The 26,858-nt window shown below is 73.7% G+C and carries 24 protein-coding genes and 3 pseudogenes; 15 read left to right on the forward strand and 12 right to left on the reverse strand.

Annotated features, from left to right (window positions below):
• Positions 1 to 276: 276 nt before the first annotated feature.
• Entirely contained in the window at positions 277 to 495 is a 219-nt protein-coding gene (locus ACIRVF_RS01630) for a hypothetical protein (protein ID WP_402812190.1), read from the reverse strand.
• 136 nt (positions 496 to 631) lie between these two features.
• Between ACIRVF_RS01630 and ACIRVF_RS01635 the strand changes: the two genes are divergently transcribed.
• Positions 632 to 1,390 (forward strand): GntR family transcriptional regulator, encoded by a 759-nt coding sequence (locus ACIRVF_RS01635; RefSeq protein WP_402812192.1) that lies wholly within the window; start codon positions 632 to 634, stop codon positions 1,388 to 1,390.
• Between the two features lie 27 nt (positions 1,391 to 1,417).
• Here the strand turns inward: ACIRVF_RS01635 and ACIRVF_RS01640 are convergent.
• The 3 genes and pseudogenes from ACIRVF_RS01640 to ACIRVF_RS01650 form a co-directional block, all read right to left on the reverse strand.
• Positions 1,418 to 1,555 (reverse strand): annotated as a pseudogene (locus ACIRVF_RS01640) (Txe/YoeB family addiction module toxin); the annotation flags it as partial.
• Positions 1,533 to 1,634 (reverse strand): annotated as a pseudogene (locus ACIRVF_RS01645) (type II toxin-antitoxin system prevent-host-death family antitoxin); the annotation flags it as partial. The pseudogenes ACIRVF_RS01645 and ACIRVF_RS01640, both read right to left, overlap by 23 nt.
• 127 nt (positions 1,635 to 1,761) lie before the next feature.
• The gene (locus tag ACIRVF_RS01650) at positions 1,762 to 3,429 is read right to left on the reverse strand and encodes a fumarate hydratase (RefSeq protein ID WP_033347644.1); all 1,668 of its coding nucleotides are present in this window, start codon (positions 3,427 to 3,429) and stop codon (positions 1,762 to 1,764) included.
• Positions 3,430 to 3,647: 218 nt separating this feature from the next.
• On the opposite strand from ACIRVF_RS01650, the gene ACIRVF_RS01655 reads away from it, so the two are divergent.
• Both ACIRVF_RS01655 and ACIRVF_RS01660 read left to right on the forward strand, forming a co-directional pair.
• The gene (locus tag ACIRVF_RS01655) at positions 3,648 to 4,418 is read left to right on the forward strand and encodes a DUF1707 domain-containing protein (RefSeq protein WP_402812195.1); all 771 of its coding nucleotides are present in this window, start codon (positions 3,648 to 3,650) and stop codon (positions 4,416 to 4,418) included.
• 314 nt (positions 4,419 to 4,732) lie between these two features.
• On the forward strand, positions 4,733 to 5,110 hold the full coding sequence (locus ACIRVF_RS01660) for a WhiB family transcriptional regulator (RefSeq protein ID WP_402812947.1): 378 nt from the start codon (positions 4,733 to 4,735) through the stop codon (positions 5,108 to 5,110).
• Positions 5,111 to 5,227: 117 nt separating this feature from the next.
• On the opposite strand, the gene glpX is transcribed toward ACIRVF_RS01660, so the two are convergent.
• Positions 5,228 to 6,268 (reverse strand): class II fructose-bisphosphatase, encoded by a 1,041-nt coding sequence (gene glpX, locus ACIRVF_RS01665; protein WP_030286673.1) that lies wholly within the window; start codon positions 6,266 to 6,268, stop codon positions 5,228 to 5,230.
• 215 nt (positions 6,269 to 6,483) lie between these two features.
• Between glpX and ACIRVF_RS01670 the strand changes: the two genes are divergently transcribed.
• Positions 6,484 to 7,020 carry a DUF4245 domain-containing protein gene (locus tag ACIRVF_RS01670; protein WP_402812197.1) on the forward strand — a complete coding sequence of 179 codons (537 nt, stop codon included), beginning with the start codon at positions 6,484 to 6,486 and terminating at the stop codon, positions 7,018 to 7,020.
• 79 nt (positions 7,021 to 7,099) lie between these two features.
• On the opposite strand, the gene ACIRVF_RS01675 is transcribed toward ACIRVF_RS01670, so the two are convergent.
• Complete coding sequence (locus ACIRVF_RS01675; RefSeq protein ID WP_402812200.1) at positions 7,100 to 7,702, reverse strand: malonic semialdehyde reductase; 603 nt, start codon at positions 7,700 to 7,702, stop codon at positions 7,100 to 7,102.
• A gap of 111 nt (positions 7,703 to 7,813) precedes the next feature.
• The gene (locus ACIRVF_RS01680; protein WP_402812203.1) at positions 7,814 to 8,071 is read right to left on the reverse strand and encodes an exodeoxyribonuclease VII small subunit; all 258 of its coding nucleotides are present in this window, start codon (positions 8,069 to 8,071) and stop codon (positions 7,814 to 7,816) included.
• Between the two features lie 95 nt (positions 8,072 to 8,166).
• Here ACIRVF_RS01680 and ACIRVF_RS01685 point away from each other — a divergent pair, with 95 nt between their 5' ends.
• Complete coding sequence (locus ACIRVF_RS01685) at positions 8,167 to 8,655, forward strand: GNAT family N-acetyltransferase (RefSeq protein WP_402812205.1); 489 nt, start codon at positions 8,167 to 8,169, stop codon at positions 8,653 to 8,655.
• Positions 8,656 to 8,680: 25 nt separating this feature from the next.
• Here the strand turns inward: ACIRVF_RS01685 and xseA are convergent, their stop codons facing one another.
• Complete coding sequence (gene xseA / locus ACIRVF_RS01690) at positions 8,681 to 9,892, reverse strand: exodeoxyribonuclease VII large subunit (protein WP_402812208.1); 1,212 nt, start codon at positions 9,890 to 9,892, stop codon at positions 8,681 to 8,683.
• Between the two features lie 84 nt (positions 9,893 to 9,976).
• Positions 9,977 to 11,335 (reverse strand): APC family permease, encoded by a 1,359-nt coding sequence (locus ACIRVF_RS01695; protein WP_402812211.1) that lies wholly within the window; start codon positions 11,333 to 11,335, stop codon positions 9,977 to 9,979.
• A gap of 109 nt (positions 11,336 to 11,444) precedes the next feature.
• On the opposite strand from ACIRVF_RS01695, the gene ACIRVF_RS01700 reads away from it, so the two are divergent.
• On the forward strand, positions 11,445 to 12,419 hold the full coding sequence (locus ACIRVF_RS01700; protein WP_402812214.1) for a 4-hydroxy-3-methylbut-2-enyl diphosphate reductase: 975 nt from the start codon (positions 11,445 to 11,447) through the stop codon (positions 12,417 to 12,419).
• Between the two features lie 149 nt (positions 12,420 to 12,568).
• Positions 12,569 to 13,315 carry a polyphosphate--glucose phosphotransferase gene (gene ppgK / locus ACIRVF_RS01705; RefSeq protein ID WP_402812216.1) on the forward strand — a complete coding sequence of 249 codons (747 nt, stop codon included), beginning with the start codon at positions 12,569 to 12,571 and terminating at the stop codon, positions 13,313 to 13,315.
• Positions 13,316 to 13,357: 42 nt separating this feature from the next.
• On the opposite strand, the gene ACIRVF_RS01710 is transcribed toward ppgK, so the two are convergent.
• Positions 13,358 to 13,951, reverse strand: a complete 594-nt coding sequence (locus tag ACIRVF_RS01710) for a DUF6542 domain-containing protein (protein WP_402812219.1) — start codon at positions 13,949 to 13,951, stop codon at positions 13,358 to 13,360.
• A 139-nt stretch (positions 13,952 to 14,090) separates the two neighbouring features.
• Between ACIRVF_RS01710 and ACIRVF_RS01715 the strand changes: the two genes are divergently transcribed.
• Together ACIRVF_RS01715 and ychF are read left to right on the forward strand one after the other, a co-directional pair.
• Entirely contained in the window at positions 14,091 to 14,504 is a 414-nt protein-coding gene (locus ACIRVF_RS01715; RefSeq protein WP_402812221.1) for a VOC family protein, read from the forward strand.
• Between the two features lie 84 nt (positions 14,505 to 14,588).
• Complete coding sequence (gene ychF / locus ACIRVF_RS01720; protein WP_402812224.1) at positions 14,589 to 15,662, forward strand: redox-regulated ATPase YchF; 1,074 nt, start codon at positions 14,589 to 14,591, stop codon at positions 15,660 to 15,662.
• A gap of 68 nt (positions 15,663 to 15,730) precedes the next feature.
• Here the strand turns inward: ychF and ACIRVF_RS01725 are convergent, their stop codons facing one another.
• Positions 15,731 to 16,396 carry an HAD-IA family hydrolase gene (locus ACIRVF_RS01725; RefSeq protein ID WP_402812227.1) on the reverse strand — a complete coding sequence of 222 codons (666 nt, stop codon included), beginning with the start codon at positions 16,394 to 16,396 and terminating at the stop codon, positions 15,731 to 15,733.
• A gap of 76 nt (positions 16,397 to 16,472) precedes the next feature.
• Positions 16,473 to 17,635: pseudogene (locus ACIRVF_RS01730) on the reverse strand (dihydrofolate reductase family protein).
• A 189-nt stretch (positions 17,636 to 17,824) separates the two neighbouring features.
• Here ACIRVF_RS01730 and ACIRVF_RS01735 point away from each other — a divergent pair.
• The 6 genes from ACIRVF_RS01735 (at position 17,825) to ACIRVF_RS01760 (ending at position 26,797) form a co-directional block, all read left to right on the forward strand.
• Complete coding sequence (locus tag ACIRVF_RS01735; protein WP_402812230.1) at positions 17,825 to 18,643, forward strand: methyltransferase domain-containing protein; 819 nt, start codon at positions 17,825 to 17,827, stop codon at positions 18,641 to 18,643.
• A 176-nt stretch (positions 18,644 to 18,819) separates the two neighbouring features.
• A complete protein-coding gene (locus ACIRVF_RS01740) occupies positions 18,820 to 20,271 on the forward strand; it encodes a DUF4190 domain-containing protein (RefSeq protein WP_402812232.1) in 1,452 nt (483 codons plus the stop codon).
• 177 nt (positions 20,272 to 20,448) lie between these two features.
• Positions 20,449 to 20,613 carry an SPOR domain-containing protein gene (locus ACIRVF_RS01745; protein ID WP_402812235.1) on the forward strand — a complete coding sequence of 55 codons (165 nt, stop codon included), beginning with the start codon at positions 20,449 to 20,451 and terminating at the stop codon, positions 20,611 to 20,613.
• A gap of 9 nt (positions 20,614 to 20,622) precedes the next feature.
• Positions 20,623 to 21,069 carry an NUDIX domain-containing protein gene (locus ACIRVF_RS01750; protein ID WP_402812237.1) on the forward strand — a complete coding sequence of 149 codons (447 nt, stop codon included), beginning with the start codon at positions 20,623 to 20,625 and terminating at the stop codon, positions 21,067 to 21,069.
• A gap of 138 nt (positions 21,070 to 21,207) precedes the next feature.
• Positions 21,208 to 23,949 carry a SpoIIE family protein phosphatase gene (locus tag ACIRVF_RS01755; protein ID WP_402812240.1) on the forward strand — a complete coding sequence of 914 codons (2,742 nt, stop codon included), beginning with the start codon at positions 21,208 to 21,210 and terminating at the stop codon, positions 23,947 to 23,949.
• A 232-nt stretch (positions 23,950 to 24,181) separates the two neighbouring features.
• The gene (locus ACIRVF_RS01760) at positions 24,182 to 26,797 is read left to right on the forward strand and encodes a SpoIIE family protein phosphatase (RefSeq protein WP_402812242.1); all 2,616 of its coding nucleotides are present in this window, start codon (positions 24,182 to 24,184) and stop codon (positions 26,795 to 26,797) included.
• Positions 26,798 to 26,858: the final 61 nt, after the last annotated feature.

The following is a 26,858-nucleotide window of genomic DNA, read 5'->3' on the forward strand; positions in this document are numbered from 1 at the left end:
CTGCCGGCGCATCCGCGAACGTCATCCTGGGCCACCCGTAAGCCGTTCCGGCCGAGTGCCCCCGCGCCCCCGTCCGGGCGCGGGGGCGCTGTCGTGATGTGCGCGCCAATTCGTGTGCGGGTCCACCGGTGGCCGATTCCCGTCCTCGATGCGCCCGTGGTGGCCGGGGTCATGCGTAACGTGCCCGGCGGCGCCCCCGGAGCGTTCCGGAATTCCGGATTCACCGGGGGGATTACGGGCGCCCGAACGCCATGGTTTGCGTGGGTTTCGCCGCAATTACCGGGGCTGATCGCATTCAGCCGAATCGCGGGGCTCGGGGACCGGCGAGACGTGGTGGGGTTCGGCGGTCCATTCGCGGCCGCCTTGCTCGGGGCGCAGGTAGTGCTCGCCGCCGATGGTGTCCATGTAGATGCCGGTGCGTCCGGTCCTGCGGTCGAGGACGAGTTCACCCGCTCGGGGCCGGTAGGCCGGGGCGTTGCGCTGTCGGATGGTCACCGCACTGCTCCTTCGCTCCGTCAGCGACTGGCAGACATCTCTAGAGAAGCTAATATCTCTAGAGATGTCAACGGTCGTATCTCCTTACCGGCGGCCGCGGGCGCGCCTACGATTGTCCGAGGGAGAGGGAGCGGCGATGACCGGCAGCAGTGGCGACAAGCAGCCCAAGTACCAGCGGATCGCCGATTCCCTGAAGGCGGCCATCGACACCGGCCGCTACCGCGCGGGCGACCGGCTGCCCGGAGAGAACGACCTCATGGACGAGTACGGCGTGGCCCGGATGACGGCCCGCCAGGCGCTGGGCGTGCTGCAGAGCGAGGGCATCGCGGAGGCCCGCAGGGGCGCCGGGGTGTTCGTCCGGGACTTCCGGCCGCTGCGCCGGCGCGGCATCCAGCGGCTGGCCCACGGGCAGTGGGGCTCCGGCCGGTCGATATGGTCGGCGGACATCGACAACCGCAGCCTGGTGGTCGACCAGGTGTCCGTCACCGAGCGGGGCGCCCCCGACCACGTGGCCGGGGTGATCGGGGTGGGGCCGGGTGCCCCGATGTGCGTGCGGCACCGCCGCTTCGTGCTGGACGGCAAGCCGGTGCTGCTCTCCACCTCCTACCTGCCGGCCCCCCTGGTCGCCGGCACCGCGATCACCCGCGAGGACACCGGCCCCGGCGGCACCTACGCCCGCCTGGCCGAGATCGGCGCCAAGCCCGTGCACTTCCGCGAGGAGGTCCGATCCCGGATGCCCACCGCCGAGGAGGCCACCCGGCTCGAACTCTCCGCCGGCACCCCGGTCATCCTGATCTGCCGCACCGCCTTCGCCGACGAGGGCCAGGTCGTCGAGCTCAACGAGATGATCCTCGACGCCGCCTCCTACGTCCTGGAGTACGACTTCGACGCCTGAGCCGGACGGCGGCGGGGCCGATCGGTGCTACTGGTAGTGGTAGCGAGCCTTGAGGATCTTCGCTTCCTTCTCGTCGGCCCGGTAGACCAAGCGGTGTTCGTCGTCGATCCGGCGCGACCAGTAGCCGGCCAGGTCACCCTTCAACGGCTCCGGCTTCCCGATCCCGTATCGGCGCGTGGTCGTCGTTGACCTTCTTGATCAACGGGAAGAGCTGGGTGCGTGCTTCGCTCGCGCTGATCGCCATCGACGTACCTCCAGATGCGTACCGGATCCTGGTACCTCGGTGGTACGAGGTTCCGGTACCGGGTGCCACGAGAAAACCGCCCCGTCGCGGCGGGCGCGACGAGGCGGTCGGGGGAAGCCGGGAGGGGCTACTCCTTGGAGCGGATCCGCAGGTTGGTGATCAGCGGGCCCTCGGTGGTCTCGCGGAAGAAGTCGTTGCCCTTGTCGTCGACGACGATGAAGGCCGGGAAGTCCTCGACCTCGATGCGCCAGACGGCCTCCATGCCGAGCTCGGCGTACTCCAGCACCTCGACCTTCTTGATGCAGTCCTGGGCGAGGCGCGCGGCGGGGCCGCCGATGGAGCCGAGGTAGAAGCCGCCGTGCGCCGCGCAGGCGTCGGTGACCTGCTTGCTGCGGTTGCCCTTGGCGAGCATGACCATGGAGCCGCCGGCGGCCTGGAACTGGTCGACGTAGGAGTCCATCCGGCCGGCCGTGGTGGGGCCGAAGGAGCCGGAGGCGTAGCCCTCGGGGGTCTTGGCCGGGCCGGCGTAGTAGACCGGGTGGTCCTGGAGGTACTTGGGCATGCCCTCGCCGGCGTCCAGGCGCTCCTTGATCTTGGCGTGGGCGATGTCGCGGGCGACGACGAGGGTGCCGGTGAGTGAGAGCCGGGTCTTCACCGGGTACTTGGACAGCTCGGCGCGGATCGCGGACATCGGCTGGTTGAGGTCGACGCGCACCACGTCGTCGTCGAGGTGCTCGTCGGTGGTGTCCGGCAGGTACTTCGCCGGGTCGGTCTCCAGCTGCTCCAGGAAGACGCCCTCGGCGGTGATCTTGCCGAGCGCCTGGCGGTCGGCGGAGCAGGACACGGCCATCGCGACCGGCAGCGAGGCGCCGTGGCGGGGCAGTCGGACCACGCGCACGTCGTGGCAGAAGTACTTGCCGCCGAACTGGGCGCCGATGCCGATCTTCTGGGTCAGCTCGGTGACCTTGGCCTCCAGCTCCAGGTCCCGGAAGCCGTGGCCGGTCCTGGCGTTGCCGGAGGTCGGCAGGTTGTCCAGGTAGTGCGCCGAGGCGTACTTGGCGGTCTTGAGCGCGAACTCGGCGCTGGTGCCGCCGATCACGATGGCCAGGTGGTACGGCGGGCAGGCGGCGGTGCCGAGCGAGCGGATCTTCTGCTCCAGGAACGAGAGCATGCTCGCCTCGTTCAGGATGGCCTTGGTCTCCTGGTACAGGTACGACTTGTTGGCGGAGCCGCCGCCCTTGGCCATGAACAGGAACTTGTACGCGTCGCCGTCGGTGGCGTACAGCTCGATCTGGGCCGGGAGGTTGTTGCCGGTGTTCTTCTCGTCCCACATGGTGACCGGGGCCATCTGGGAGTAGCGCAGGTTGAGCTTGGTGTACGCGTCGTACACGCCGCGCGCGATGGCGGACTCGTCCGCGCCGGAGGTCAGCACGTTCTGGCCGCGCTTGCCCATGACGATCGCGGTGCCGGTGTCCTGGCACATCGGGAGGATGCCGCCGGCCGAGATGTTGACGTTCTTCAGCAGGTCGAGCGCGACGAAGCGGTCGTTCGGGCTGGCCTCCGGGTCGTCCAGGATGCGGCGCAGCTGGGCGAGGTGGGCGGGGCGCAGGTAGTGCGAGATGTCGTGCATCGCCTCGGCCGTGAGCAGGCGCAGCGCCTCGGGCTCGACCTGGAGGAAGGTGCGGCCGCCGGCCTCGAAGGTGGAGACACCCTCGGAGGTGAGCTTGCGGTACGGGGTCGGGTCAGCGCCCAGGGGGAGCAGGTCGCTGTACTCGAAGTCTGGCGTGGGAGCCATCGGGGCGGTCCTTAGGTGTCCAGTGGTCCGGCTGCGTCGGCGAAGCACCATCCAGGGTAAGACCCGGTCGTGGCGGGCATGCGGACAGGTCAGCCTTGCTTGAGTGCTCCCCCGGTCGAAGGCGGGGGGCCGAGGTTTGTACACGGGACTGTCACATCCGCCGGTTGTCAGGTGACGGGGCTCACTCGGGCTGGAATGCGAACGACTAGGCTTGGCCCGTGGAGAACTCGCCTTCGCAGGACGATCCGGGGCAGCCGCCGGTGCCGGCGCCCGTGCCCCTGACCAAGCCTCAACTCAAGCCGCAGTCCGAACCCGTGGCCGCACCGCGGCCGTCGGCCGCCCCGGTGGCGGACGCGGAGATGCGGGTCTCCGACGCCGACCGCGAGCGGATCGCGGAACTGCTGCGGGACGCCTACGCCGAGGGGCGCCTGGACGCGGAGGAGCACGCGGAGCGGATCGAGGCCGCGTACGCCGCCAAGACCTTCGGCGACCTGGTCCCGCTGACCAGGGACCTGCCCGCCCACCGCTCGGTGTCCTTCGACAAGCCGCCGCTGGACGCCCGGGAGCCCGCCCCCGCGCCGGCCAGGCCGCTGCCGCCCGCGCGGCACGAGGCCCCGTCCGTGGTGGCGATCTTCGGCGGCGCGGCCCGCAAGGGCCGCTGGCGGGTCGGCTCGCACCTGACGGCCTTCACGGCGTTCGGCGGGGTGGACATCGACCTCACGGACGCCGTGTTCGAGTCCCCCGAGGTGGAGATCACGGTGACCGCGATCTTCGGCGGCGTGGAGATCCGGGTGCCGGAGAACGTGAGCCTGCTCGGCTCGGGGGTCGGCATCTTCGGCGGCTTCGACGTCCGCGAGCAGACCGTGGCGGACCCGTACGCTCCGGTCGTGCGGGTCAAGGGCGTTGCCCTGTTCGGCGGTTGCAATGCCAAGCCGCGCCGGGGCAAGAAGCTCCGGGAGTGGGTGCGCAAGCAACTCGGTACGGAATAGCCCGAATTGACCTGTCGAGTGCCCGGTCGGGAGCCAACTCCCGGTCGGGCGCTCGGCGTTGTTCCCGGTGCACTCCGTAGTCGATTGCGTGCAGTGTGCATGAATCGCGGCCGGACGGGGTAGTTCCTTCCGCACATCGCTTCTCGTACGGCTGTGCACCGGTGGTGGCCCAGTGGCCGCCCCGGGCGTTGGACAGCGGGGGCTCGCAGCCGGGCGGGGGAGCGGGGTTCCCCGTGTCCGAGAGCCTCGTCAGGAGTACGGCCGTGCTGCATCCGATCGAGTCCCGCACCACCTCGCCAGTCGCCGCCGCCCAGTTGCTGGAGCGTCGTCCGGCCGTCCGCCCCCAGCCGCAGCCCCCGGGCGGCACGGCGGGCACGCCTGCGGGTGAGGACAATCCGTGGCACACCGGTGCGGCCTGTCGGCGGGACGAGGCGGGGCTGTTCTTCGCGCCCTCGAAGGAGCCGACGGCGGCCCGGCTGTCGCGCGAGGAGCAGGCCAAGCGGGTGTGCGCCCGCTGTCCGGTGCTGCTGGAGTGCCGCGAGCACGCGTTGGCCCAGCCGGAGCCGTACGGGGTCTGGGGCGGGCTGACGGCCGCCGAGCGGCGGGTGGTGCTGGCCCGGCGGCGCCGCCGGGACGCGGAGCTGCGCGAGGCGGCCCGGGTGGCCACGGCGGGGCGCCGGATAGCCGGTTGACGGCGGGTCGGGGCCGGGCCGGAAGGAGCCGGGCCGGAGGAACCGGCCGCAAAGACCTCGCGGCCCCGGCGGAGGGGGATTCCGCCGGGGCCGCGTGGTGAGCCGGTCGCGTCCGGGTCAGTTGGCGCGGTCGAAGTCGATCGCGCTGTAGGCCCGCAGCTTCGACAGCTTGTGGACGGAGTTGATCTCGCGGATCGTGCCGCTCTTGGAGCGCATCACCAGCGAGCTGGTGGTGGCGGTCTCCGAGCGGTAGTGCACGCCGCGCAGCAGCTCGCCGTCCGTGATGCCGGTGGCGACGAAGAACACGTTCTCGCCGCTGACCAGGTCGTTGGTGGTGAGCACCCGGTCCAGGTCGTGCCCGGCGTCGAGGGCCTTCTGTCGCTCGGCGTCGTCCTTGGGCCACAGCCGGCCCTGGATCACGCCGCCCATGCACTTCATCGCGCAGGCCGCGATGATGCCCTCGGGGGTGCCGCCGATGCCCATCAGCAGGTCGACGCCGGTGCCCTCGCGGGCGGCCATGATGGCGCCGGCCACGTCGCCGTCGGAGATGAACTTGATCCGGGCGCCCGCCTCGCGGATCTCCCGGACCAGGCCGTCGTGCCGGGGCCGGTCGAGCACGACCACGGTGACGTCCTCGACGGCGCTGCCCTTGGCCTTGGCGACCCGGCGGATGTTGACGGCCGCCGGGGCGGTGATGTCGACGAACTCGGCGGCCTCCGGGCCTGCCACCAGCTTGTCCATGTAGAACACGGCACTGGGGTCGAACATGGTGCCGCGGTCGGCCACGGCCAGCACGGCCACCGCGTTGTTCATGCCCTTGGCGGTCAGCGTGGTGCCGTCCACCGGGTCGACCGCGACGTCGCACTCGGCGCCGGTGCCGTCGCCGACCCGCTCGCCGTTGTAGAGCATCGGGGCCTCGTCCTTCTCGCCTTCGCCGATGACGACCACGCCGTTCATCGAGACGGTCGAGACGAGGGTGCGCATCGCCTTGACGGCGGCACCGTCCGCGCCGTTCTTGTCGCCCCGGCCGACCCACCGGCCGGCTGCCATCGCGGCCGCTTCGGTGACCCGGACGAGTTCGAGCGCGAGGTTCCGGTCCGGGGCCTCGGGCGCGACCTCCAGGGCACTGGGAAGGTGGTGCGGGTACTGCGTGGTCATCGTCGTTACCTCTCTGTACGCGACGGCCAGTGAGCGCCCGACTACTGCCTGGTCGAACGCCGTGGTGAGGGTGATGCGATCGTATCTGCCCACGAGATGACTGTCTGTGGCGCGGGTCGCCACCCTGTGCCGAAAAGCACCGGTTCGCCCGGCTTCACCCGTACGTGCACACCCCGGGTGGCCGTGCCGGGATGTGGATGAGTCACCATGAGGGGGTGGCTGCAGAGAGCAAGGGCATGAGGGGTCGGCAGACCGTACGGGACATGGTCCTGTCGATGCTGGCGGTCGGTTTCGTCGTCTGGATCGGTTACCTGTTCCTCCCGCACGACGCGAACAGCGACCCGGTGCACGTGGTCGAGTACAAGGTGGCGGCGGCCTCCGCGAAGCGCGCCGCGCCGTACCCGCTGCTGTCCCCGGACGGGCTGTCCGACAAGTGGCGGGCGACCTCGGTCGGTTACACGCCGGCCGACCTCAGCGGCGGCAAGGGCAACACCTGGCACCTGGGCTTCGTGACGCCCTCCGGCCAGTACGCGGCGGTCGAGCAGGCCGACGTCCCGCGTGACAAGCTGCTCGCCGACAAGGTCGCGGGCGCCCAGCCGGACGGCACCTCGGACGCCGCCGGGCGCACCTGGGAGCGGGTGCAGGGCGACAAGGCCCGTGCGCTGACCGCCCGGGACGGTTCGGCGACCACGCTGGTCACCGGCACCGCCTCCTACGAGGAACTGGCCGAGCTGGCCCAGGCGCTCAAGTAGCGGCGGGGCCTCCCACGGGCACGCGCAAGGGCCCGCACCGGACGAACCGGTGCGGGCCCTTCGCCGTCGCGGGGTGCGATCAGACCGTGGTGACGACCTGGTCGTACTCCAGGCGCGGGGAGCGCGGGAACCAGGCGTCCTCGCCCGGCTTGCCGATGTTGACCACGGCCAGCACCGAGTGGTCGCCGTCGCCGAAGAACTCCTTGTTGATGCCCGCGGCGTCGAAGCCGGTCATCGGGCCGGCGGCCAGGCCGGCGGCGCGCACGCCGATGATGAAGTAGGCGGCCTGCAGGGCGCCGTTCAGGGCGGCGGACTGCTCACGGACGGCGCGCTCCGAGAAGAACACGTCCTTGGCCTGCGGGAAGTGCGGGAACTGGGTCGGCAGCTCCTCGTGGAACTCGTTGTCCGCGGCCAGGATGGCGACCAGCGGCGCGGTGGAGGTCTTGGGCTTGTTGCCGTCCGCCATGTGCTGGACGAGGCGCTCGCGGCCCTCGGCGGAGCGGACCAGGACGACGCGCAGCGGCTGCTGGTTGAAGGCGGTCGGGCCGTACTTGACCAGGTCGTAGATGGCCTGGACCTGCTCCTCGGTGACCGGCTCGTCGGTGAAGGTGTTCGCGGTGCGGGCCTCACGGAACAGCAGGTCCTGGGCGGCGGCGTCGAGTACCAGGGCGTCGGTGGTCATGCTTCTGCACCTCATGCGGGAGGAGGGGTTCGTCGGTGTGACCGGCGCGGCCGATCAGTCCCTCCAACATAGGTGAAGATTCAACGATTCCCCAAGCGGGTGTGACCCGCCTCACTCCCCGGCCGGGCCCGCGTCCTCCTCGGCGGCCAGCGCGGCGTCCAGCCGGGCCCTGGCGCCGTCCAGCCACCGCTGGCAGACCTTCGCCAGCTGCTCGCCACGCTCCCACAGCGCCAGCGACTCCTCAAGGGAGATGCCGCCGTTCTCCAACTGCCGGACCACGTCCAGCAGCGCGTCCCGGGCGTGCTCGTAGCCCAGCGCGTCGTCCGGGGTCGGCGCCGTCGCGTCCTGCTGCTCCTGCTGCTCTGCCATGCGAGCCAGCGTAGGGGCTGGCGCCGACAGGGAAGGCCCCGCGCGGCCCGAAATCCGGGTGCACCCGGCCGGTGGGCGGCGCTAGCCTCCGCCGCATGATCCAGGTCCGACCCGCCGTCCCCGCCGACGCGCCCGAACTCGTCCGGCTGCGCAACCTGATGTTCGAGGCGATGCCCAGCATGGCCGCCCTGGCCGGCCCAGGACCCTGGCAGGCCAACGCCGAGAGGATCCTGCGCGAGCGGCTGGCCGCCCCGCCCGAGGAGCTGACCATGCCCTCCTTCGTGGTCGACGACCCGCGGCGGCCCGGCCGGCTCGCCGCCTGCGCCGTCGGCACCCTGGAGGAACGGCTGCCCGCCCCGGGCAACCCGGACGGGCTGTTCGGCTTCGTCTTCAACATCTGCACCGACCCCGACCACCGGCTGCGCGGCTACGCCCGGGCCTGCACCGAGGCGTTGATGGAGTGGTTCGACGGCCGCCGGGCGGGCCGGATCGACCTGCACGCCAGCGTCGGGGGCGAGGCGCTCTACCGCAGCCTCGGCTTCGGCGAGCACTCGATCGCGCTCTCCCGGCAGCGCTCGTACTGAGGCCGGCCGGCCGTCCCGGTTCCGGTCAGTCGCCCGCGACGGCCACGTCGAAGCCGCCGCCCGCCACCCGGGCGTGCAGCCCCTCCCCGGCCGTGACCTGCGCCGGGTCCGTCACCACCGTGCCGTCGGCCCGCTGCAGCACCGCGTAGCCGCGCTCCAGGGTGGCCGCCGGGGAGAGGGCGACCACCCGGGCCAGGGTGTGCCCGAGGTCGCTCTGGGCGTGGTCCAGCCGGTGCCGCAGGGTGCGCCGGGCCCGCTCCAGCAGGCCCTCGACCTCCTGGCCGCGCCCGTCCAGCATCCGGTGCGGGGCGGCCAGCGCCGGACGGCTGCGCAGCCCGTCCAGCCCGTGCTGCTCGCGCTCGACCCGGGACTGCACGTGCCGGCGCGCGCGGTCGCGCAGCTGGCGGACCTTGGCGAGCTCCTCGCCGACGTCGGGAACCACCCGTTTGGCGGCATCGGTCGGGGTGGAGGCGCGCAGGTCGGCGACGAAGTCCAGCAGCGGCTGGTCCGGCTCGTGCCCGATCGCGCTGACCACCGGCGTACGGGCGGCCGCGACCAGCCGCACCAGGCCCTCGTCCGAGAACGGCAGCAGGTCCTCCACGCTGCCGCCGCCGCGGGCCACGATGATCACGTCCACCTCCGGGTGCTCGTCCAGCTCCCGGACGGCCGCGCTCACCCGCTCCACCGCGCTGAGGCCCTGCACCGGCACGTTGCGCACCTCGAAGCGCACGGCCGGCCAGCGCCGCCGGGCGTTCTCCAGCACGTCCCGCTCGGCCGCCGAGCCGCGCCCGGTGACCAGTCCGACGCACTGCGGCAGGAACGGCAGCCGTCGCTTGCGCTCGGCCGCGAACAGGCCCTCCCCGGCGAGGCGCCGCTTCAGCTGCTCCAGCCGGGCCAGCAGCTCGCCCAGGCCGACCAGCCGGATCTCCGAGGCCCGCATCGACAGCTGCCCGCGGGCCGCGTACCACTCGGGCTTGGCGTGCACGACGACCCGCGCGCCCTCCTGCACCACGTCCGCCACCTGGTCGAACACCGAGCGGAAGCAGGTCACCGTGAGCGACACGTCGGCCTGCGGGTCGCGCAGGGTCAGGAACACCACGCCGGCCCCGGGGCGGCGGCTGAGCTGGGTGATCTGTCCCTCGACCCACACCGCGCCGAGCCGGTCGATCCAGCCGCCGATCAGCGCGGAGACCTTGCCGACCGGGAGCGGGGCTTCGGGGGAGCTGGTGTTGGCCATGCGTACGAGGCTAGCGGCGCCCGCCGACACCTTCGCCGCAGCACGGGCTCGACGAGGCCCGCCCGCGCCGTACGCCGTACCGGCTCAGCGGCGCCCGCCCGCGCCGTGGGCCGTACGGCCCTGGACGCCGAGCACCACCAGGCCGACCGCCAGCCAGACCAGCCCGACCAGCCGCGCCGTCGTCGAGGCCTCGTAGACCACCGCGCCGATCACCGCGATGCCCAGCACCGGGACGACCAGGTGGCGCAGCAGGTCCCGGGAGCCGTGCCGCACGGTGTACCAGCCGACCACCGAGGCGTGCAGCAGCGCGAAGGCGGTCAGTGCCCCCATGTTCACCACCGAGGTCAGCCGGTCCAGCCCGTCGTCCCGCTCGGCCGCCCAGACGGCCGCCGCCATGGTGATCACCGCGGCCGTCAGCAGCGCCCGGCGCGGCACCGCGCTGCCCGGGTCGACCGAGCCGAGCAGGCGGGGCAGCCGCCCGTCCCGGCCCATCGCGAAGAGCAGCCGCCCGGCGGCCGCCTGCCCGGCCAGCGCCGCGAAGGCCGCGCCGATCGCCTTGCCGGCCGCCACCAGCACGTGCAGCCAGTGGCCGACGCCGCTCTCCACGGTGTCGTAGAAGGCCGAGCCCTGGGCGGCCGGGTCGGCGGCCAGCTGCTGCGGGGTCGTCGGCTCCAGCACCGCCGCCAGGTAGGTCTGGGCGACGAACAGCAGCCCGGCCAGCGCCAGGCACCACAGCAGGGCCCGGGCCACCGCGGCCGAGGCGCCGACCGCCTCCTCGACGAAGGTCGCGATCGCGTCGAAGCCCAGGTAGGAGAGCACCGCGACGGAGACCGCGGAGAGCACGGCGGTGAGCGAGAAGTCCCCGACGGCGGTGAACGGGGTGTCCCAGCCGCGCCGGGCGCCGTCCCGCGACAGCACCACCACGGCCGCGGCCACGAACACCACCAGCGCCGCGATCTCCAGCGCGAGCACCGCGAAGCCCACCGCGGCCGCCGTCCGCACCCCGACCAGGTTGAGCGCCGTGGTCACCACCACCGCGATCGCCGTCCACAGCCAGCGGGAGACCCCCGGCACCAGCGAGTGCAGCGCGATCCCGGAGAACAGGTAGGCCACCGCGGGGATCAGCAGGTAGTCCAGCATCGCCATCCACCCGGCGACGAACCCGGGCCCCTCGCCCAGCCCGGCCCGTGCGTAGGCGAACACCGAGCCGGTCTGCGGCACCGCGCGCACCATCTCCGCGTACGAGAAGGCGGTGAAGCCCATCGCCACCGTCGCCGCCAGGTAGACGGTGGCCACGGCGCCGTGGCTCTTGGCGTCCAGTACGCCGAACACGCCGACCGGGGCCATCGGGGCGATGAACAGCAGTCCGTAGACCATCAGATCGCGGACGCCCAGGGTGCGGCGCAGGCCGCTCGGGGTCGGCTGATCGATCGCAGCGCTCATAGACACCACATTTGAGCATTCGCGATCCATGGCGACCGGAAAGTGCCCGCCGTCGGCGCGGCTCCCCGCCCGGGGAGGCGGGCCTCCCGGGCGCCCGTACGATGGAGCCATGTCCAACACCGCGCAGCGCCGTGTCCTGCTCGCCGCCCCCCGGGGCTACTGCGCGGGTGTCGACCGCGCCGTGATCGCCGTGGAGAAGGCCCTGGAGCAGTACGGGGCGCCCATCTACGTCCGCAAGCAGATCGTCCACAACAAGTACGTGGTGCAGACCCTGGAGAAGAAGGGCGCGATCTTCGTCGACGAGACGGAGGAGGTGCCCGAGGGCTCGATCGTCGTGTTCTCCGCGCACGGTGTCGCCCCGGCCGTCCACGACGAGGCCCGGGCCGGCAAGCTCGCCACCGTCGACGCCACCTGCCCGCTCGTCACCAAGGTGCACAAGGAGGCCGTGCGCTTCGCCGACGAGGGCTACGACATCCTGCTGGTGGGCCACGAGGGCCACGAGGAGGTCATCGGCACCATGGGCGAGGCCCCGGACCGGATCCACCTGGTGGACGGTGCCGAGGACGTCGCCAACGTGCGGGTGCGGGACGAGTCCAAGATCGTCTGGCTGTCCCAGACCACGCTGTCGGTGGACGAGACCATGGCCACCGTCGGCGAGCTGAAGAAGCGCTTCCCCGCGCTGGTCAGCCCGCCCAGCGACGACATCTGCTACGCCACCCAGAACCGCCAGGTCGCGGTCAAGCAGCTGGCCCCGGAGACCGACCTGCTGATCGTGGTCGGCTCCAAGAACTCCTCCAACTCGGTCCGCCTGGTCGAGGTCGGCCTGGAGTACGGCGCCAAGGCGGCCCACCTGGTCGACTTCGCCGAGGAGATCCAGGAGTCCTGGCTGGAGGGCGTCACCACGGTCGGCCTGACCAGCGGGGCCTCGGTGCCGGAGATCCTGGTCGACGGCGTGCTGGAGTTCCTGGCCGCCCGCGGCTACGACACGGTCGAGACGGTCAAGACCGCCGAGGAGCACCTGACCTTCTCGCTGCCCAAGGAGCTGCGCCGCGACCTGCGCGCCGAGGCCGCCGGCAAGCTGTAGACCGTTTCCGGAGGACCCGGCGCCCGCCGCGGGCGCCGGGTCCTCTGCTGTGCGTGCCCGCCCGGGCTCTCGTAGTTTTGTGCCCAGGCTGCTTTCATGCACAGGCTGTGGACGATCCGGTCCGCGGCCGGACGGCGGAGGGTGGAGCGATGACGGCGGTATTCGGCGTGGACATCGGCGGTTCGGGCATCAAGGGCGCCCCGGTGGACCTCGCCCGGGGCGTGCCCGCCCAGGAGCGGTACAAGGTGCTCACCCCGCAGCCGTCCGAGCCCGAGGCCGTGGTCGCCGCCGTCCGCGAGGTGGTCCGGCACTTCGACCACCGGGGCCCGGTCGGGCTGACCTTCCCCGGGGTGGTGGTCGGCGGGCACACCAGGACGGCGGCCAACGTGGACAAGGGCTGGATCGGCCTGGACGCCGCGGGCCTCTTCCGCGAGGCGCTGGACCTGCCCGCGACCGTCCTCAACGACGCCGACGCGGCCGGCCTCGCCGAGACCGTGCACGGCGCCGGGCGGGGCGAGCCGGGCGTGGTCCTGGTGCTCACCTTCGGCACCGGCATCGGCAGCGCGCTGTTCGTGGACGGCACCCTGGTGCCCAACACCGAGCTGGGCCACCTGGAGCTGCGCGGCAAGGACGCCGAGCGCCGCGCCTCCTCGGCCGCGAAGGAGCGGCACGACCTGAGCTGGGAGCAGTGGGCCGGGCGGGTGGACGAGTACCTGGACCTGGTGGAGATGCTGTTCTCGCCGCAGCTGGTCGTGATCGGCGGCGGGGTGAGCCGCAAGCACGAGAAGTTCCTGCCGCTGCTGAAGGCCCGCGAGGCGAGGGTGGTGCCGGCGGAGCTGCGCAACGACGCGGGGATCGTCGGGGCCGCCATGGCGGCGGCCCGGGCGGCGCGCTGACGGCCCCGCACCGGCGGCCGGGAGCGCCGGGAGGCCGGGAGGTCAGCGGGAGCGGTGGATCCGGCGCTGGGCGACGAAGCGGGCGAGCACGATCAGCGCCGCCAGCCCGGTGCCGGAGAACAGCCAGCCGGCCCGCAGCGCCAGCCCGGTCGCCAGCCCCACCAGCTCGGCGGTGACGCCCGGGGAAGCGACCGGCGCGAGCACCAGCAGGGCCAGCGCGAAGGCGATCGGCCCGCTGATCGGAGCGGCGAGCAGGTCGGCGTAGCGGACCCGGACGGCCAGCTGGAAGCAGACCACCAGGTAACCGAGGCCGAACAGCCAGCCGAGGTCGCCGAAGAGCAGCCGGTCCAGGCCCGCCACCGCCAGGGTGGCCAGCACCGAGACCACGCCGGTGCCGATCGCGGTCAGCCGGGTCGGCCGGCCGGTCCGCCGCCGCCCGTACACCCGCAGCCGGCGCTGGGGGGACGGGCGCGCCGCCGCGGGCCGGTCGGCCACCGGGCGCAGCCGGGTGGGGGGCGTGCCGGGGCCCCGGGTGGTCTCGGGAGCCCGGCCGGGACCGGGGACGGCGGCCGGGGCCGCGCGGTTCGGCGGACGGCGTCTGGGCCCTGGCGGCTGGGTACGGATGCTCTGCTCCACCCGCCCAACGTACGGTCCGATCATCGCCACGCTGTGTAATGGACCGTTCAGGTCTTGTCCCGTGTCTCCGGATGGCGTACTCCTGTGATCGTCGCTCAAGGCGCTGACCTGCGCGCCGAGTCGACGCAATGATCATCTGATGACCGCACGGGGGACTGGCATGACCGCCGACTTCACCTTCGAACGCCTCGACCACTTCCAGCTCGACATCCCGGCCGGCGCCGAGGACGAGTGCCGGGCCTTCTGGTCCGGCGTGCTCGGCATGACCGAACTCCGGAAGCCGCCGGTGCTGGCGGCGCGCGGCGGCTGCTGGTTCCGCGGCGGGGGCGTCGAGGTGCACCTCGGCGTCACCCCGGACTTCCGGCCGGCCCGCAAGGGGCACCCCGGCATCCTGGTGCGCTCGCTGGACGCCCTGGCCGAGCGGCTCACCGCGCACGGCCACGAGGTGATCTGGGACGACAACCACCCCGGCCACCGCCGCTTCTACTCCGCCGACAAGCTGGGCAACCGGCTGGAGTTCCTGGAGCCGCTGCCGGCCCCGACCGAGGCGTGAGGGAGCGGAGGAGCTGCCCGTAGACTTGGGGGTCGGCCCGTACGGTGCCGACCCAACTCCTCCAAGCCCACGGGACTGCGCTTCATGTCGCTCACGATCGGAATCGTCGGCCTGCCGAACGTCGGCAAGTCGACCCTGTTCAACGCCCTGACCAAGAACGACGTGCTGGCGGCCAACTACCCGTTCGCCACCATCGAGCCGAACGTCGGCGTCGTCGGCGTCCCGGACGAGCGGCTGGCCAAGCTCGCCGAGATCTTCGGCTCGCAGCGCATCCTCCCGGCCACGGTCGACTTCGTCGACATCGCCGGCATCGTGCGGGGCGCCAGCGAGGGCGAGGGCCTGGGCAACAAGTTCCTCGCCAACATCCGCGAGTCGGACGCGATCTGCCAGGTCGTGCGCGCCTTCACCGACCCGGACGTGGTGCACGTGGACGGCAAGGTGTCGCCCAAGGACGACATCGAGACCATCCACACCGAGCTGATCCTGGCCGACCTCCAGACCATCGAGAAGGTCCTGCCGCGGCTCCAGAAGGAGGCGCGCCTGAAGAAGGAGACCGCCCCCGTGCTGGCCGCCGCCGAGGCCGCGCAGGCGATCCTGGAGACCGGCAAGACCCTCTTCGAGGCGGGCTTCGACACCGCCCCGATCCGCGAGCTGCACCTGCTGACCGCCAAGCCCTTCCTCTACGTCTTCAACGTGGACGAGGACGAGCTGGCCGACGAGGAGTTCAAGAACGCCCAGCGCGAGCTGGTCGCCCCGGCCGAGGCGATCTTCCTCAACGCCAAGATCGAGTCCGAGCTGATCGAGCTCGACGACGCCGAGGCCCTCGAACTCCTCCAGTCCATGGGCCAGGAGGAGCCCGGCCTCGCCACCCTCGCCCGCGTCGGCTTCGACACCCTGGGCCTGCAGACCTACCTCACGGCCGGTCCCAAGGAAACCCGCGCCTGGACCATCAAGAAGGGCGCCACCGCCCCCGAGGCCGCCGGAGTCATCCACACCGACTTCCAGAAGGGCTTCATCAAGGCCGAGGTGATCGCCTTCGCCGACCTGGTCGAGGCCGGCTCCACCGCCGAGGCCCGCGCCAAGGGCAAGGCCCGCATCGAGGGCAAGGAGTACGTCATGCAGGACGGCGACGTCGTGGAGTTCCGCTTCAACGTCTGACCGGGCCGCCCAACTCCAGCCGCAGGGGCCGGACTTCCTCGTGGAGTCCGGCCCCTGCGGCGTGCCGGTCAGGCGCGGACGGTGAGGGTGAGGGTGCCGTCGGGGGCGGTGGTGACGGCGACGGCTTCGAGGGTGGGGGCAAGGGCGTCGGGGTGGTGGGCGGCGGCGCGGGGGCCGATGCCGATGACGCGCATGCCGGCCGCGCGGGCGGCGGTGATGCCGGCGCCGGAGTCCTCGAAGGCGAGGCAGTCGGCGGGGGCGAAGCCGAGGGCGGCGGCGCCCTTGAGGAAGCCCTCGGGGTCGGGCTTGCTGGCGCCGACGGACTCGGCGGTGACCAGGACGGGCGGCATCGGGAGACCGGCGGCGTCCATCCGGATCCGGGCGAGCGGCAGGTCGGCGGAGGTGACCAGGGCGTGCGGCAGGCCGGCCAGCGAGGCGAGGAAGGCGTCGGCGCCGGGGACCCGGACGACGCCCTCGACGTCGGCACGCTCCTCCGCGAGCATCTGCTCGTTCTCCGCGAGGTTGACCTCGACCGGGCGGTCCGGGAGCAGTTCGGCCATGGTGGCGTGCCCCTGGCGGCCGTGGACGACGGCGAGTGCCGCGACCGGGTCGAGGCCGTGCCGCTCGGCCCAGCGGCTCCAGCAGCGCTCGACCACGGCGTCGGAGTTGACCAGGGTGCCGTCCATGTCGAGGAGGAGGGCGCGGGCGGTGAACCGGACGGGGGTGGCGGGCACGGGGCGGCTCCTGGGGAGGGAGGATGGCGGCGACGTCGATGAAGACGAGCCCTTTGTTTCTAAATGATACAAAAGATCATCCGAGCAGGTGGGCGTTGACCGCGCGGGCCTCCTCCGCCAGCTCCGCCAGCTCCACCACCTCGACCCCGGCCGCCTCCAGCAGCGCCGTGCCCTGGCAGTCCGTGACGAACAGGTCCGGCTCGCGCCAGGCGACCACCACCCGCGGCACGCCCGCCGCGATGAGCAGCCGGGCGCAGGGCACCGGCCGCGAGGCGCGCTGACCGCAGGGCTCCAGGCTGCTGTAGACGGTCGCACCGCGCAGCCGGGGGTCGCCCGCCGGGAGCTTGGCCAGGGCCGCCTCCTCGGCGTGGTCGTGCGCGTCCGTCTCCCGGCTGAAGCCCTCGGCCAGCACCTCGCCGTCGGCACCGACGACCACCGCCCCGACCGAGAAGGCCGTTCCGGAGGGCGGGCAGCGGCGGGACAGTTCGACGGCCCGGCGCAGGTGGTCGAGGTCGGCGGTCGCGGGGGGGTTCGTCGCGGGGCGGTTCACGGCGCGGACTCCTTCGGGGCGTACCTGAGCAGGACGACGTCGCCCACCGTACGTGCCTCCAGCAGTCGCATCCGACGGCCCGGGCCGCCCGGGAACCCGGCCGGGCGGACGAACCTCGGCGCCTCGGCCTGGCCGACCAGCAGCGGGGCGACGGCGAGCTGGAGCTCGTCCGCCAGTCCCTGCGCGAGGAACTGGGTGTGCACCCCGCCGCCGCCCTCGACCATCAGCCGGCGCACCCCGCGGGCCCCCAGGTCGTCCAGCACCGCGCCGAGGTCCACCGAGCCGCCGAGGGCCACCACCTCGGCCAGTCCGCCGAGCCGGGGCCGCAGCACGGTCGCCCCCTTCTCCGTGGTGTAGGCGAGCTTCGCGCCGCCGGTGTGCCAGAACCGCAGCCCGGCGTCGAGCGCGCCACTCGCGGTGAGCGTCACCTTCAGCGGGTACTCGGGCCGACCGGCCACCAGCCGGGCGGCCCGTCGCGCGGGGTCGTTGACCAGCAGCCGCGGGTTGTCGGCGCGCAGGGTGTTGCCGCCGACCAGGACCGCGTCGGCCGCCGCCCGCTCCTCGTCGACCCGGTCGAAGTCGGCGGCGTTGGAGAGCAGCAGGCGGTCGGGGGAGGCGTCGTCGAGGTGGCCGTCGAGCGAGACGGCGGCGCTCAGCAGGACGAAGGGGCGCTGGCCGGGGCCGGGCATGGGCGGGGCCGTTCTGTCGGGGCCGTCGGGTCGGGGTGGTTCGGTCGGGCGCCTCCACGGTACGGCGGCGGGGGGCGGTCGGACCGGGCGCCGGTCGACATGTGAGACGGTTCTTCTCGACATACGGGATGCGGCGTAGCGTCGGAGGCGTCGCGGAAACGGAAGACCGACCACGCCCCAGGGGGACCCATGTCCGGATCGCAGCCCGCCGCCGCCTACACCCACGGCCACCAGGAGGCCGTGCTGCGCTCGCACCGCTCCCGTACCGCGGCCGACTCGGCCGCCTACCTGCTGGGCCGGCTGCGGCCCGGGCAGGCGCTGCTGGACGTCGGCTGCGGCCCCGGCACGATCACCGCGGACCTGGCCGAGCTGGTCGGCCCCGGCGGCCGGGTGGTGGCCGTGGACACCTCCGCGGAGGTGCTGGAGCAGGCTGCCGGGTACGTCGCCGGGCGCGGCCTGTCCAACGTGGTGTTCGAGCTCGCGGACGTGCACCGGCTGCCCCACCGGGACGGTGAGTTCGACGTGGTGCACGCCCACCAGGTGCTGCAGCACCTGGCCGACCCGGTGGCCGCGCTGCGCGAGATGCGCCGGGTGACGGCGCCCGGCGGGGTGGTCGCGGCCCGGGACGTCGACTACGCCTCGATGACCTGGTACCCGGAGTCGCCCGCGCTGGACCGCTGGCTGGAGCTGTACCGGCGGACCGCCCGCGCCAACGGCGGCGAGCCGGACGCCGGGCGCCGGCTGCTGTCCTGGGCCCGCGCGGCCGGCCTCACCGACGTCACCGTCAGCGCGGGCACCTGGACCTTCGCGACGCCCGAGCGGCGCGACTGGTGGAGCGGGATGTGGGCGGACCGGGTGACCGGCACGGCCTTCGGCCGGACGGCGGTGGAACGGGGCTTCGCGGACCGGGCCGAGCTGGAGCGGATCGCGGACGGCTGGCGGGAGTGGAGCGCCGCCGAGGACGGGTGGTTCTCCATGATCCACGGCGAGATCCTGGCCCAGGTCTGAGCGGGCGGTCGGGGGCGCTCGCGCCGGGGCGGGCGCGGGCGCTCACGCCGGCGCGGGCGTTCGGAAAGATCGGGTAAAGTCGCGCGACCGTTCGCATCGGGCCCCTCCGGCCCGGCGGCGGCGTCGAAGCCGAAACACCGAGTCGAGGCCCGCCCCGGCGGGCCGGGGGAGTCCACGTGTCCAAGCCTCAGTCCGAGCTGCCCGCCGCTCCGGGGCCGGACCCGCGGGTGGACTTCCGCAAGGAGCCGGACGCCGGGGGCGCGACGGCCGGGGACTCCGAGTCCGAGGCGCCGACGGCCGAGGGCCTGAAGGCCGAGCACCCGGACCCGCAGGAGCCCGCCGATCCCTGGGCCCCGCCCGCCGACGCGTCCGCGCAGGCCGCCCCGGCCTCCTCGCAGGCCCCGCCCCAGCCGCCGCCCCCGCCGCTGCCCGCCGGCGGCTGGGCCTCGGTGGCGCCCTCCGGCGAGTCCGGACTCCTGCCCGGCCACCCGTCCCCGAGCCCGGACGCGAACCGGCACCCGGACCCGACCCAGCGCCCGCCGTACGCCCAGCACGCCCAGCACGCCCAGCACCTCCCCCCGTACCACCCGCAGCCGGAGCCGCGCACCAACGGCTTCGCCGTCGGCTCCCTGGCGACCGGCCTGAGCCTGCTCTCACCGGTGGCCCTGGTGTTCGGGATCATCGCGCTGGTCCAGATCAATCGCCGCGGGCAGCGCGGCCGCGGCATGGCGGTGACCGGTCTGGTGCTGGGTGTGGCGGGCACGCTGCTGCTGTCGCTCGCGCTCGGCGCCGGGAACTTCGGCCCCGCGCGGGGCGGGCGCGGCGGGTACGCCCAGAAGCCGGCCGGATCCGTCCGCTGGTCCGCGCTGAAGGCCGGGGACTGCTACAACTCGCCCGATCCGGTCGGGAGTACGGACGAGAACGGCGACGAGACGGTCTACTGGGTGCGCAGGGTGGCCTGTTCGGACCCGCACCACGGCGAGGTGGCCGGCACCGCCGGCATCCCCGACAGCAGTGGCCCGTACCCCGGCGCCACCGTCGTCCGGGAGCGCGCCACCACGTTGTGCCGCACGGTGCTCGACGACTACGCGCTGGACCAGTGGGCCGTCCCGGACGGCATGGACGACGTCTACCTCTACCCGAGCGCGGGCAACTGGGCGGCCGGCGAACGGTACGTCACCTGCGCCTTCGAGGACCGCGACGACCAGCACCTGGGGACGGTCCGCACCGACCGCCGCACCCTGACCTCTGTCCAGCTGGCCTACCTGGACGCCGTCCGGGGCTTCGGCGCGGTCTACACGGACGAGCCGAAGAAGGACGTGACCGTCGCCGAGGCCGAGTACCGGTCGTGGGCCCGGCGGATGGCCGCCGCCTCCCGGGCCGAGGCCGCCGCGCTGCGCAAGCCGACCGCCGAGTGGCCGACCGACATCCAGCCGAAGGTCGACAAGCTGGCCGCGACCCAGGCCCAGGCGGCCACCGCCTGGGACGCGGCGGCCTCCGGCGGCGACGTGTCGGGCGACGTGCGCCGGGCCCGGGCGCTGATCGCCAAGACGGTGCCGATCAGCGTGGAGATCCGGCGCTCGCTCGGCCTGTCCACCGGCGAGCAGGTGCCCGACCTCCGGGCCTGAGCCCGTCCTCGACCCGGGCCCGAGCCCCTCCGTCGGTTACGCAGCGTTAACACCGACCGTACCTGCCGGTAGCGTACGGCCCCTAGGGTGACGGGGTGTCCCCGGCCCGACCCCCACGCCGGCCGGGGGCACCGGCCGGGCGCCCGGGGTCGGCGGGCCGCCCGGTACGCTCCGCGCATGGGCACCTTCCGGGTGATGCGACAGGACGACAACGGCAACCGCTTCCTGGTCGCCAAGGGCCTGGCCGAGGCCGAGGCGCGACGCCTGGCCGCCGAGTTCGAGGCGCGCGGCCACAAACAGCTGTACTGGGTCGAGTCCGAGTCCGCCGACCCCGCCCCGTAGGGTCGCGGCATGGAACAGACCGCCCGGACCCCCGATGCCACCCCGCCGCGGATCGTCGTCGGCGGCGCGCTGGTCCGCGACGGCCGGGTGCTCGCCGCCCGGCGCAGCGCGCCCGCCCCGGTGGCAGGCCGCTGGGAGTTCCCCGGCGGCAAGGCCGAGCCGGGGGAGACCGAGGCGCAGGCGCTGGAGCGCGAACTGCTGGAGGAGCTCGGCGTACGGGCGCGGGCCCTGCGGCGGCTGCCCGGCGCGTGGACCGTGCGCCCGGGGCTGGAGCTGCGGTTCTGGGCCGCCGAACTGCTGGCCGGTGAGCCGAGCCCGCTGGCGGACCACGACGAGCTGCGCTGGCTGGGCGCGGCGGAGCTGGACTCGGTGGACTGGATCGAGCACGACCGCGAGGTGCTGCCGCACGTCGCCGGGCTGCTCGCGCCGGCGGACGACGCGCAAGCCGCCGGATAGGTCAATCGGACAAGACGACCCGCCGACCGGGATAGCCTGGGTCCTGCTGGGTATGTCACTTTTCGGCACTATTCGTCACCATCGGTGAGCCGCCCCAGCCGGCGCCGCCGATCCCGACCAGAGCCGGAGGCCCCGTCGGTGTCGACTACCGGGAACGGTGGCGGGGGAGCGCGGCGGACAGGTACCGCGGGAGGCGCCGCCGCCCGTGCCCGGCTGCGCCGCGCCGCCCCAGCGGCCGCCCCGCAGCCGGCGTCCGGCCGTCGGCGCGGCGGCCCCGCCGACCCCGGGTCCGCGGAGCCCGTCCAGCCCGCGCCGACCCTGGCCGTCCCGGCGTCCGGCGTCCAGGCCGGGCTGCGCAGCCGCCCCGGCCGGCCCTTCCCCGGCGGCCCGGCCGACGCCGGGCCCGGGCTCGCCGCGCCGCCCGGGGGCAGCTTGCTGGACATGCTCAAGGTCGCCATCGCGATCCTGGACACCTCGGGCCGGGTGGTGCTGTGGAGCCCGGCCGCCGAGGAACTGCTCGGCTGGCCGAGCGAGCTGCTGGTCGGCCGCCGGATCGACGAGCTGATCCCGGACCAGGAGCAGGTCGTCCGGATCCGGGCCGCGGTCCAGGACACCCTGCGCAACGGCCGCTGGGCCGGGAACGCCGAGCTGCGCGACCGGGACGGCCTGCCGGTCGCCGTGGACGCCCGGATCTCCCTCCTGGTGGACGGCGACGGCACCCCGTTCCTCCAGGTCAACCTGGCCGAGGCGGCCGCCGTCCGGGCCGTCGAGCGGGACCTCGCGGTGCGCGACGCGCTGTTCGAACAGTCCCCGCTGGGCATCGCCATCCTGGACGGCGACCTGCGCTACACCGCCGTCAACCAGACCCTGGCCGAGATGAACGGCGTCGCCCTGGAGGACCACGTCGGCCGCACCACCGGCGAGACCCTGCCCGAGCGGGCCGCGGACGAGATCACCGCGATCCAGCGCCAGGTGCTGGCCACCGGCGAGCCGGTCATCGACGTCACCCTCGCCTCCCCGGTCACCACCCGGCCCGGCTACCGCTCGATCTCCTACAGCCGGATGACCGACCGCTCCGGCCGGGTGCTCGGCATCTCCGGCACCGTGATGGACGTGACGGAACGTTACCGGGCGGTGGCCAAGGTCGAGCACGCCCGGCGCCGGCTCTCGCTGCTCAACGAGTTCGGCTCCCGGGTCGGCGACCTGCTGGACGCCGCCCGGATCGCCCAGGAACTCGCCAGCTCGGTCGTGCCCCGGCTCACCGACCACTCCGCGGTGATCCTGCTGCAGGCCGTTGCCCACGGCGACGACCTGCCCCGGCACGGCCACGACCGGCGCACCTCACTGCTCCAGCTCGGCACCGCCTCCGTCCAGGACGGCCCCGAGGTCGAGGTGATGCTCCGGCGCGGCGCCCGGATCACCTTCGCCGAGGACTCCGCCTGCGGCCGGGTGCTGCGCACCGGCGTGCCCGAGCTGCTCTCCGGCGCCGACCAGCTGGAGGACGTCACCTACCCCGGCGACCCCAAGATGCAGGCCGCCCACGACCTGGGCGTGCACTCGATGCTGGTCGTCCCGCTGCGCGCCCGCGGCATCGTGATCGGCCTGCTGCTGGTCAGCCGGGCCGGCTACCGCGAAGGCTTCGACCGCGACGACCTCGCCTTCACCGTCGAGCTCGCCGACCGGGCCGGCAGCTCGCTGGACAACGCCCGGCTGTACGCCCGCGAGCGCACCGCCGCGCTCACCCTCCAGCGCACCCTGCTCCCGCAGCAGGTCCCGCAGCCCACCGGCGTGGAGGTCGCCTACCGGTACGTGCCCGGCAGCAGCGGCACCGAGGTCGGCGGCGACTGGTTCGACGTCATCCCGCTGCCCGGCGACCGCACCGCGCTGGTGGTCGGCGACGTGATGGGCCACGGCCTGCGGGCCGCCGCCACCATGGGCCGGCTGCGCACCGCCGTCCGGGTGCTGGCCGCCCTCGACCTGCCGCCCGACGTCCTGCTGCGTCACGTCCACGAGCTGGCCGACGACCTCGCCCAGGGCCCGGACGAGGCGCTGCTCGCCACCTGCGTCTACGCGGTCTTCGACCCGGGCACGGCGAAGCTGACGGTGGCCAAGGCCGGGCACATCCCGCCGGTGCTGGTGGTGCCGGGCGAGGAGGCCGGGGAGCCGACCCGCACCGGAGGCCCACTGCCCGGCGGCGCCGGCCGGATCCTCGACCTGCCCTCCGGCGCCCCGCTCGGCGTGGGCGGAGTTCCGTTCGAATCCGTCGAACTGAAGATCCCCGAGGGCAGCCTGCTCGCGCTGTGCACCGACGGGCTGGTGGAGTCCCGGGACAAGGACCTCGACGTCGGCCTCGGTCGGCTGATCACCGTGCTCCAGGAGCCGCACGCCTCGATCCAGGCCGCCTGCGAGGCGGTGCTCGACACCATGGAACAGGGCCGCGAGCCGGACGACGTCGCCCTGCTGCTGGCCCGGCTCGGACACGGCCAGGCCGGCACCCCGACGGCCGGCTGGACGCTGCCGGCCGAGCCCACCGCCGTCTCCCGGGCCCGTCGGCTGGTCCGCGGCACGCTCACCGAGTGGGGCGTCGAGGACCTCACCGACACCGCCGAGCTGCTGGTCAGCGAGCTGGTCACGAACGCCGTCCGGTACGCCAGCGCCCCGATCGGGGTCCGGCTGACGCTCGGCGAGACGCTGCTGGCCGAGATCTCCGACCCGCTGCCGGACCCGCCCCGGGAGCGCCACGCGGCCGAGGCCGACGAGGGCGGCCGGGGCCTGGAACTGGTCCACCGGCTGGCGCTGCACTGGGGCGCCCGGGCCGAGGGGATCGGCAAGGTCGTCTGGTTCGAGCTGTCGCTGTCGGGTAATGACGCTGGCGAGTAGCGACGCGAGTAGAGCCGCAGGAGAACCGTGCTGCATATGCCATCGGGTGCCCCGGGGGAGCGCGCGCTCCGGAAGGGGGCGCGGGCGTGGCATTGTGGTTGCGCGGGTGGTAGGACAAAAACCTTCGCCCGATCTGATGTTGTGATGTTGAGGGCGTGTGAACGCACCCCTCGATGATGAATACTCGGTCTTCTCGACATCCGGACGGTCGCGGGTTGGAGGGGTCGGTCCGTTGAACAGCACTCCGGCGCGGAACGCGCCGAGCAGCAGCGGTCATGCCGCTGTACCCGGGCAGGCCGGTTCCCCGGACCTGCCCGCGGCGGCGGCCCCGCCGGGCCACGGGCCCGCGGGGACGGTCCGCGGCGCCCACCCCGAGGCCGGGGCCAGGCCGTGGGGCGCCGGGGACCCGGGCTCGATCTACGACTACATCCGGGTCGCCACCTTCGCGATCGGCCCCGACGGGCGGATCAGCCAGTGGAGCGAGCGGGCCGCCGAGTTCTTCGGCGTCCCCGCCGTCGAGGCCGTCGGCGCCGACCCGATCACCACCTTCGTCCCCCGGGAGCTCTGGCAGCGCGGCCGCGCCCGGCTGGAACGCACCCTGGCCGGCGAGGAGTGGGTCGGCACCACCCCCTACCGGGACGCCGGCGGCGGCGAGGGCCTCGCCGAGCTCTACCTGATGCCCGACAGCGCACTGCCCACCGCGGGCGCCACCTGCCTGGCCGTCGACCTGGGGCGACTGCGCCGGATCGAGACCGACCTCGCGGCCTCGGAGGCCGTCTTCGGCCAGACGCCCACCGGCTTCGTGCTCTTCGACGACCGGCTGCGGCTCCAGCGGGTCAACGACGCCTTCGCCTCCGGCATGGGCCTCGTGCCCACCGACCTGGAGGGCCTCACCCCGCACGACCTCTTCCCGTCCTCCGAGGCCGACCGGCTCACCGCCGCCCTGCGCAAGGTCCTCGCCACCGGCGAACCCGTCTTCGACCTGCGCTTCCACGGCGTCGTGCCGACCCGTGAGGGCAACCGGCTGTGGGCCGTCTCGCTGTACCGGCTCAGCGGCACGGCCGGACAGCCGATGGGCGTGGCCGGGCAGGTCTCCGACGTCACCAGCCGGCACGTCGCCGAGCGCGAGGCCGACGGCGTGCGCCGCAACCTCGCCCTGCTGAACGAGGCCAGCGCCCACATCGGCTCCACCCTCGACCTGGAGACCACCGCGAAGGAACTCCTCGACGTCGTCGTCCCGCCGTTCTGCGACCTCGCCACCGTCGACCTGTACACCGCGCTGCTCTCCGGCGAGACCGTCCCCAGCGCCGGCCGGCTCGGCGACACCGTGCTCACCGACGGCAGCGGGGAACTGCGCCGGGTCGCCGTCTCCAGCGTGATCGGCGGCGCCTCCTCGGTGCTCGGCTCGGTCACCGGCCTGCCCATCGCCGAGGCCGGCGGCACCCTCTGTTACCCCCGCCGCTCCCCGCACGCCCGGGCGCTGCGGACCGGCCGCAGCGTCGTCCCCGAGCCCGGCCGCGACCCGCTGCTGCGCTCCACCCTGATCGTCCCGCTGGTCGCCCGCGACCAGGTGCTCGGCCTGGTCCAGCTCTCCCGGGCGATCGGCAGCGAGCCCTTCGACGCCCGCGACGTGGCCATCGCCGAGGAACTCGTCGCCCGCGCCGCCGTCTGCATCGACAACGCCCGGCTCTACCGCCGCGAGCACGAGCGGGCGCTGATCCTCCAGCGCAGCCTGCTGCCCCCGGGCAACCCGGCGGCCAGCGGTCTGGAGATCGCCTGCCGCTACCTGCCCAGCAACAACAACACCGAGGTCGGCGGCGACTGGTTCGACGTCATCCCGCTGCCCGGCAACCGCACCGCCCTGGTCATCGGCGACGTGATGGGCCGCGGTCTGCGCGCCGCCGTCGCCATGGGCCAGCTGCGCACCGCGGTACGGACCCTGGCGATGCTCGACCTGGACCCGGCCGAGGTGCTCGGCGCGCTGGACGAGATCGCCCGCGGCCTCGGTGACGACTCCGTCCCGGTCGGCCCGCCCACCCCGTACGGCCGGCTCACCTCGACGGCCGACGAGGAGGCCCGCGAGGTCTACCTCGCCACCTGCGTCTACGCCGTCTACGACGCCGTCACCCGCCGCTGCGTCTTCGCCAACGCCGGCCACCTGCCGCCCGTCCTGCTCAGCCCGGACGAGCCCGCCCGGATGCTCGACGTGCCGCCCGGCCTGCCGCTCGGCGTCGGCGGCGAGCCCTTCGAGGAGGTCGAGCTGACCCTCCCGGACGGCGCCGTGCTCGGTCTCTACACGGACGGCCTGGTGGAGAGCCGCAAGCACCAGCTGGACGAGGGGCTGCGCGCCTTCCGGGCCGCGCTCGCCGACCGGGGCAAGGGCCTGGAGGACCTCTGCGACCACGTCCTCGGCGAACTCGACCCGCACCACGGCGAGGACGACATCGCGCTGATGATGGCCAAGGTGCACGCCTTCCCCGAGGACGCCGTCGGCAACTGGTTCCTGCCGCCCGAGCCCACCTCCGTCGCCAAGGCCCGTGAGCTGGCCTGCAGCTGGCTGCTCTCCCGGGGTCTGGAGGAGCTGGTCGACACCACCGAGCTGCTGGTCAGCGAGCTGGTCACGAACGCGCTCAAGCACGGGCGGGGCGAGATCCGGCTGCGGCTGCTGCGCGAGCGCAGCATGGTCTGCGAGGTCTGGGACGACGGCTACGCCCAGCCCCGGCAGCGGCGCGCCCAGGAGACCGACGAGGGCGGGCGCGGCCTGCAGCTGGTCAGTCTGCTGGCGGAGCGCTGGGGGAGCCGGCGCACGCCCAAGGGCAAGATCGTCTGGTTCGAGCTCGGCCTGTAGCCGCGCTCGCGGCCTCGGCCGTACGGGTGCACTAGCCGGGCGGCCCGCCGTGTCGGCGGGG

It is taken from the genome of Kitasatospora sp. NPDC101157 (genome assembly GCF_044768255.1).
GTDB lineage: Bacteria > Actinomycetota > Actinomycetes > Streptomycetales > Streptomycetaceae > Kitasatospora.